The sequence below is a fragment of the Rhodospirillum sp. A1_3_36 genome (assembly GCF_047263945.1).
Lineage (GTDB): Bacteria > Pseudomonadota > Alphaproteobacteria > Rhodospirillales > Rhodospirillaceae > Rhodospirillum.
Genome location: NZ_JBLAVB010000047.1, coordinates 1 through 6,821, shown reverse-complemented (window position 1 = coordinate 6,821; position 6,821 = coordinate 1). Strand labels below are relative to the sequence as shown.

The following is a 6,821-nucleotide window of genomic DNA, read 5'->3' as shown; positions in this document are numbered from 1 at the left end:
TACAGATCCGTCACCGGAACCGCCAGGCTCAAGGGGCAAGCGCCGCTGGACGCTATCCGCGATCTCATCCAGGGCAGTTTCGCACTCGCTTGAGGCGCCTGCCGCCAACCCCGTGAGCAATTACGTTTTTGTCGCATCATGAAATAGACATTTATTTAAATAAATGCTATAGATAAAAAAATAATTTTATTAATGTGATGTTTGTCAAGTATGAGGTTTTTATCAGGTTAAGTTCATACTTTTACATATTGAATTCTAGAGTTATGGCCAAAACTGGGGGATGGAGAGCGTATCGTGGAAGTGCTTGATGTCTTCCAGATTTTGAATCTTGGTCACTGTGAAAAGTTAACGGAATTAGTAATACCAAGCTGACTGGGTCGTGACTCTCGACGGGGATTCCCCTGAAGGGCAAAATATGATTCACCATGGCAAGCCAGAGGAGACTTGCTATGGGAAACCCGACATCCCTTCGTGCGGATTTTGACGGAGCATCCTTTCGCTGCTTGGCGACAGGGTCACGAGACGCGAACTAAACCCGTCGACTTCTTGCCTTGGCCGAGATTTACGACGGAGAACGTCGAAGCGTGGCCGCCAAGGTTGGCGGTGTCGGCCTTCAGATCGTGCGGGACTGGGTGGTGCGTTTCAACGCCGACGGTTCCGACGGCCTTCTGGATCGAAAGGCTCCCGGCCCCACCCGAAAGCTGAATGACGCGCAATTACGAGCTTTGGTCGATTTGGTCGAGTGAGGCCCCATCCCTGCGGTGGATGGCGTCGTCCGATAGCGTCTGAAGGATCTTGTCGCCTGGATCCACGAAGAATTTGGGATCTCCTTGGATGAAACGACCGTCGGCAAGGCCCTCAAAGGCATGGGCTATCGCAAGCTTTCAGCCTGTCCCCGCCACCATGGGCAAAACCCGGAGGCCATGGAGGATTTTAAAAAAACTTCCCCTCCGTCATGGCAAAAGTCCGCGCGGGGCTCCCAGCGGGAACGGACGTAGAAGTCTGGTTCCAGGATGAAGCGCGCGTTGGGCAAAAGACCAAGATCACCCGGCGCTGGGCCAAACGGGGCACCAGACCGAGCGCGCCCAAGGATCAAAGGACGAAGTCCGCTTATCTTTTCGGGGCGATTTGTCCTAAACGCGGTGTTGGTGCGGGCTTGGTTCTGCCCCGATGCGACACCCGGGCCATGCAGTGGCATCTGGACGAAATCGCTTCCCAAGTCACGCCGGGAGCCCATGCCGTTCTCATCGTCGATCAGGCGGGATGGCACACGACCGAGACATTGGACATTCCCGCCAATATCACCCTTTTTCCCCTGCCGCCACGGTCTCCGGAACTCAATCCAGTCGAGAACATCTGGCAATTCATAGGGGAAAACTGGCTATCAAACCGGATCTTCTCGTCCTATCAGCAGATCCTCGATCTCTGCTGTGAGGTATGGAACAAGCTCGTCGAACAGCCTTGGAAAATCATGTCCATCGGTCTGCGGAAATGGGTTCATGGGTTCTGATCAGTGCAGCTTGGTATAATCATATTGTTGATCGTTATGTATCAGATTGCTCTTTGAAGATGTAGAAGGTTTTAACTACCAACCCTATAGTATAGATCATTTTTACCGTATCGCTTAAACTTTAGTCATAATTCATCTGGTTTTTATTATTTGTCGTTCCTATCTTAATGTGTTCTTTAATTCTATATTCAAGATTCAAAGATTCAGAAGCTAATTATCAAGTTAGAATAGAAGCTTACCTTTAATAATGTGAGAAATTCGGGGACTCCGATGAGGTTTTCGGGGCGTAGGATGAGGAATCCGGGGGCTATTGTGAGAGATTCGGGGGTTATTGTGAGAAATTCGGGGATAAGTTATCCACAGGAAAGCCAATATGAGCAAGACTTATCCACATTCAAGCGATCTTATAAAAAGGAGCCGCCCATGGCGGTATATTACGATATCGGAACGTGTGAACACCAATGGAACACGGATTCGCTGCGTTTAAGCAGCTTTCACCTGTGATGTTTTAGGCGGACTAGCATTACAGTTGCATTTTTCTTTTAAGATGAGCGCGCCGGGCTTGGTGTGCGCGTCGCCACAGAGACCATGCGAAGACGTGGGCGGGCTGGATGCGTCGTTGCGCGAGCTTGGTGGCGATGCGGCGGATTTCCTGGATCGACCATCGGATCAGGGAGGCTTGTTGGTCGGCCGACGCGACAGCGTTTTTTTGTGTGGTTCCGTGGCGTTGGCGTGGTATCGGATGACGGCCATCATGGCGAAGGCGAGCATAGCGAACCAATTGTCCCAGCCCATCGACCAACGCCAAGATTTTGGTGGTCAGGCCGCCCCGGCTTTTGCCGATTGCCTGACTTTGAGTCCCCCTTTCGCGCCTTGGCCGTGACGGTGAACGCGGATAATAGTACCGTCAACCATGGCGTACTCGAAATCCGCTTGGGAGTGTCCGGTCTTCCGCGTACGGGTTTAAGGTTCCATGCTTTCCTGAAAGAGAAGGAAGGCAGGAATGACAATATCCGATCAGCTTATTGAGGAACTTTTGAAGGGCTACGAGCGCCCGGAGGATCTGTTAGGCGAAGCGGGCCTCCTGAAGGACCTGAAGGTCCGTTTGATGGAGCGGATGCTCGGCGGGGAATTGACGGCGCATCTTGGCTACGAAGCGAGGGACAAGCCTCCAGAGGGCCAGGATAATCGCCGCAATGGCACCACTCGCAAACGGGTCAAGGGCGAGAGCGGCGAGATGTCCCTGGCGGTCCCTCGAGACCGGGACGGCAGCTTCGCACCGGAGTTGGTGAAAAAGGGACAGACGCGGATCGACGAGAAGATCATCGCCCTCTATGCCCGGGGTATGAGTGTCCGGGATATCCAGGGGCACCTTGAAGACTTGTATGGCTTGAAAGCTTCCCCGGACTTGATCAGCCGGGTGACGGACGCGGTCCTCGACGAGGTTCGAACGTGGCAAGGCCGGGCCTTGGATCGGGTCTATCCTCTCGTCTTTTTCGCCGCTCTCCGCGTGAAGATCCGAGATCCCGACAGCCGACTGGTCAAGAACAAGGCCGTTTATGTGGCCCTTGGCGTCGATCGGGAGGGCCAGCGCGAGGTTCTCGGGCTCTGGATCGCAGAAAACGAGGGGGCGAAGTTCTGGCTTTCCATCATGAATGAATTTCGCAATCGTGGGGTGCAAGACATCCTGATCTCCGTCGTGGACGGCCTGAAAGGGTTCCCCGAGGCCATCACGGCGGCCTTCCCGGACGCCCTCGTGCAGACCTGCATCGTCCATCTGGTGCGCCATTCCATGAATTTTGGTAACTGGAAAGACCGGAAAGCCGTGGCTGCGGCGCTTCGGCCAATCTACGAGGCGGCCACAGCGGAACTGGCCGCCGACCAGCTTGACCGGTTCGAGGAACAATGGGGGGCGAAGTACCCTTCCATCGCTCCGGCCTGGCGCCGGGCCTGGACCGAGGTCATTCCCTTCTTCGCCTTTCCCCTGTCCGTCCGGAAAATCATCTATACGACCAATGCCATCGAAAGCCTGAACCGGGTGATCCGCAAATCCTTGAAAACAAGAGGCTCTTTCCCAACGGAGGACGCAGCGTTGAAGCTGGTTTATCTGGCCATCCGCAATTTCGAGAAGAAAGGCAGGGCCGTCAGGGAATGGGTGGCGGCCCCCAAACAATTCGCTATCATGTTCGGTGAGCGGGTCACCGCGTGAAACGGGCATGGGGCCAAATCCCATACACACATAAGCGGACACTCTCCCCGGCGGTATCATCAGTTCGATCAACGCCCATTCCTCATCGGTCAGGTCGCTCGGATAGCGCAGGTGATCCCAGTTGTAGTGGGAACGGTTCTCGGCGGTCCACATCGGCACCCTCCTATGAGAAATGGTGTCGTACAAGGAATTACAGCCGACTCCACCCGGGCAAGATGAAAAATGCCAACAGTTTCTATCGATTCATAAACTCTCCGGACAGACACTTAAACGCTTCAAGCAGGTCGCGCTCAGATGCGAAAAACCGCCGATAACTTCAGGTCAATCGTAGAATTCTCCACTAATTTTTCTTAAGAAAATAGCCAAAACTGGCTATTTTCTTAAAATAATAAATTAACAATTGTATTATTAGAATAATTACTTACGACGCCCATCTATCTCATCATATTCTGGAATGTCCAGGCCACCAGATCGGAGGCAGTGAAGGAAAAACTCTTTCATTGTCATGCCGCGGCGGTCAGCTTCGACTTCAAAGGCTTCTTTGATCGGAACAGGCATATTGTTGAATGTCCAGGCCTTCCTAGGAGCTTTGCGAATGGCGTCCTTACGGGCCTGCGACGGGCTCGGCAGACCGGAAGCTAGCTCGGCTAAGGCGGCCGTTTGATCGGTTGAGGCTTTGGGGGCGACAGGGCGAGCCTTCGAGGCTTCGGGCTCCTCTGTTTCAAGCCCAAGATTTACGCTGATTTTACCCATAATGCTCCCTTTGCATAGAAGTCCAATAGGCCTTCGGTTTGTAGCTCAGCCAACACCTGCAGGAATGCTGTTTTAGCGGATCCGTTCGGCCCATCTCCGGAGCTGAACATTTCCTTGAAGCCGGTGCGGTGAGCGCACAAGGATTTAAGGCGTGGTACCCCTGCGTTGTCGAATGCATTAAGAACGGCTGTTGTTATATTGGTAGTTTGGTCAATGTCCATCATAACTAGACGAGTAGTTACAGCCTTACCCAGGGCAGTACTGACACTCAACACGTGCTGGAAAGTCTTCAGGGCACCCTTGGCATCCGTCTCAGTCGCCTTAGACGGGATCAGAACCAAGTCGGATGCGGCGATCGCGTAAACGGCCATAGTAGACTTGAAGCCCGCCGTATCCAAGATCACCACATCATATTCCGGACGGAGTTGCTGAAGAGTTGGCGTAAGCCGAGTGTCGTCGAGCTCAGCTAGAAAGTCAGCTTGGATCTTCTCTTTCGCAGCCCATTGGTAGAGGTTTCGCTGAGGGTCGGTATCTACAAGAGCTACCTTGGCGCCATCCCGTATAAACGAAGCGGCCAGACTGGCTAGCAGTGTTGTCTTACCGGACCCGCCCTTTTCTTGAACTGCGCTAATCACTTGAGCCATGGGGTGCCTCCTATTTTTCAAGACGATATGCGCGTATATAAAATCTAACAACAAAAAACACACATCTAACAACACACATCTAACAACACACATCTAACAACACACATCTAACAACACACATCTAACAACACACATCTAACAACACACATCTAATTCGTCCCCTACCTGTCGAAGGCTCCATAAATTGAGAGCTGGGCCTTCGACATCAGATGCGCGACCTGCGAGTTATGGCCGAAACTGGGTGACGGGTTGAGAAGGGGATGGCGTATCGTGGAGGTGTTCAACGCCTTCCACATCTCCAATGAAGGAGTGATACGCCATAACTGAGGTGGTCCCAGAAAAGTGGACAGGTTGGTAAGCTCTAGGTTTTTCTTCTGGTGCCACCAGGAGAAACAGACATGAGCAAGACGCGTCGCAATCATAGCGCATCCTTCAAAGCAAAGGTTGCGATGGAGGCCCTTTCCGACGAGAAGACAGTGTCGGAATTAAGTGCCAAATACGATGTTCATCCGACCATGATCAATGGCTGGAAACGCACCCTGATGGAACAAGCTTCTTCGGTATTCGAGAAGGGGGCAACGAAAGCCGATCAAGAAAAAGAGGGCCTTGTTGACGAATTGTACAAGCAAATCGGCCAGTTGAAGGTCGAAAACGATTTTTTGTCCGTCAAGCTCAAGCGCTGAGCCAAAAGGAGCGCCGAGCCATGATTTCACTTGCGGAACCGAAATTGAGCCTGAGCCGTCAATGTCGTTTGGTCGGCATCAGCCGATCATCCGTGTATTCCCGCCCCGCCAATGACGACAGTCCAAAGAACGTGGAGGATCGAGCGCTGATGGGGTGCATTGACCGTCACTTCCTGGACATGCCCTCTCTCGGTAGTCGCCGGATGGCGGCCCTGTTGCGGCAGGATGGCTGGTCCGTCGGGCGTAAACGGGTTCATCGTCTGATGGCGCTCATGGGCCTCCAGGCGATCTATCGGCGCCCGAGAACCACGATCCCCCATCCGGAACACCGGGTGTATCCCTATCTGCTCCGCAGCCTGACCATCACCCGCCCCAATCAGGTTTGGGCGACGGATATCACCTATATCCCAATGCGTCGCAGCTTTCTGTATTTGGTCGCTATCATGGATTGGCACAGCCGCAAGGTTTTGGCCTAGCACCTGTCCAACACCATGGATACCGCTTTCTGTATCGCCGCCCTCCAGGAAGCCTTGGAAACCCATGGGACGCCGGAAATCTTCAACAGTGATCAGGGAAGCCAATTTACCAGCCTCGCTTTTACCGAAGTCCTAAAGGGGGCCGGAGTCCGCATCAGTATGGACGGTAAGGGGCGGTGCATGGATAACATCTTCATGGAACGCCTCTGGCGCAGCCTGAAATACGAGGAGGTCTACCTGAAGGCCTATGAGACGGGGAGCGACGCCAGAGCCGGGATCCGGGCTTGGATCGAGGCCTACAACGCCCGGCGCCCCCATCAAGCTCTGGACTACGCTACGCCCAACGAAATTTACCAACGGCCCCTGTCGGCTTCCGGGACTCGCTTACGCTCGCCCCTACAGCCGACAGGGGCCGCCGCAGAGCTATGACCGAAACTGGGTGACGCAGAGATGAGGGGGTGGCGTATCGTGGAGGTGTCTGACGCCTTCCACATCTCCAACGAGGGAGTGATACGCCATGGACGACGATACAGTTGTCGGTTTACG

At 53.6% G+C, this 6,821-nt stretch carries 3 protein-coding genes and 4 pseudogenes; 3 read left to right on the top strand and 4 right to left on the bottom strand.

Annotated elements, in window-relative coordinates; translation table 11 throughout:
• Positions 1-449: 449 nt before the first annotated feature.
• Positions 450-1,510, top strand: a pseudogene (locus ACLIRY_RS26275) (IS630 family transposase).
• Positions 1,511-2,281: 771 nt separating this feature from the next.
• On the opposite strand, the pseudogene ACLIRY_RS26270 reads toward ACLIRY_RS26275, so the two are convergent.
• Positions 2,282-2,449, bottom strand: a pseudogene (locus tag ACLIRY_RS26270) (IS5/IS1182 family transposase); the annotation flags it as partial.
• Positions 2,450-2,513: 64 nt separating this feature from the next.
• Between ACLIRY_RS26270 and ACLIRY_RS26265 the strand changes: the two are divergent.
• A complete protein-coding gene (locus ACLIRY_RS26265; RefSeq protein ID WP_413208386.1) occupies positions 2,514-3,719 on the top strand; it encodes an IS256 family transposase in 1,206 nt (401 codons plus the stop codon).
• 42 nt (positions 3,720-3,761) lie between these two features.
• Here the strand turns inward: ACLIRY_RS26265 and ACLIRY_RS26260 are convergent.
• The 3 genes and pseudogenes from ACLIRY_RS26260 to ACLIRY_RS26250 form a co-directional block, all read right to left on the bottom strand.
• Positions 3,762-3,872, bottom strand: a pseudogene (locus tag ACLIRY_RS26260) (IS5/IS1182 family transposase); the annotation flags it as partial.
• Between the two features lie 264 nt (positions 3,873-4,136).
• Entirely contained in the window at positions 4,137-4,472 is a 336-nt protein-coding gene (locus tag ACLIRY_RS26255) for a hypothetical protein (RefSeq protein WP_413208385.1), read from the bottom strand.
• Positions 4,454-5,116, bottom strand: coding sequence for an AAA family ATPase (locus tag ACLIRY_RS26250; RefSeq protein WP_413208384.1), 663 nt, complete (start codon positions 5,114-5,116; stop codon positions 4,454-4,456). The genes ACLIRY_RS26255 and ACLIRY_RS26250 overlap by 19 nt, the downstream gene beginning before the upstream one ends.
• A 398-nt stretch (positions 5,117-5,514) precedes the next feature.
• Here ACLIRY_RS26250 and ACLIRY_RS26245 point away from each other — a divergent pair.
• A pseudogene (locus ACLIRY_RS26245) lies at positions 5,515-6,704 on the top strand (IS3 family transposase).
• Positions 6,705-6,821: the final 117 nt, after the last annotated feature.